This window comes from bacterium (genome assembly GCA_020440705.1).
Classification (GTDB): Bacteria; Krumholzibacteriota; Krumholzibacteriia; order LZORAL124-64-63; family LZORAL124-64-63; genus JAGRNP01.
Genome location: JAGRNP010000327.1, coordinates 1 through 589 on the forward strand (window position 1 = coordinate 1; position 589 = coordinate 589).

At 72.2% G+C, this 589-nt stretch carries 1 protein-coding gene; it reads right to left on the bottom strand.

The genetic code is table 11. From position 1 onward, the window contains the following. Nucleotides 1-589 (bottom strand): hypothetical protein (locus tag KDM41_18625; protein MCB1185439.1); only part of this gene is annotated, 589 nt, incomplete at both ends.

Genomic DNA, 589 nt, shown 5'->3' on the forward strand with positions numbered 1-589 from the left:
GAAGCCCTGGGCCGCCTGGGGACGGACGTAGGTGCGGAGGCGGTTCCCGTCGGCCTCCTGCCAGCAGGTGTTGTAGGAGGCCGCGTAGGGCGGCACGCCGCAGACCCGCTGGGCCACGGCGCAGCCACCGCAGCCAGCGAGGGGGTTGTTCGGGTCGGGCGGACACGACGCGGCGTTCCTCTCCTCGGCGGAGGTCGCCGCCTGCCAGGCGCCGTGCCAGGAGCGGAACTGACAGTTCGTGTGGTGCGTGATCCAGAACATGCACCCACGCTCCGGTGGTTCCGGGTTGTCGATGAAGCCGTCGCCGTCGTCATCGATGCCGTTGCAGATGTCCGGGTGGAGGCACCGCTCGTTCTGGCAGGTGCCGTCCCCTTCACAGCGCGCCCCGTCCGTGTTGCGCTGGCAGGCTCGCTGTTCGTCCTGGAAGTCGACGCGGCCGCCCACGCAGACCTCGGTGGTGCGCTGCTGGGTGCCCGACTCGTCGCAGGCGTCGCGGAAGCCGCCGCAGGGGCCCCAGGCGCCCACGTCCACGACCTGGCCATCCGTGTCCCGACCGCACGGGCGCTGCTCGTCCTCGAAGGCGCGCCGG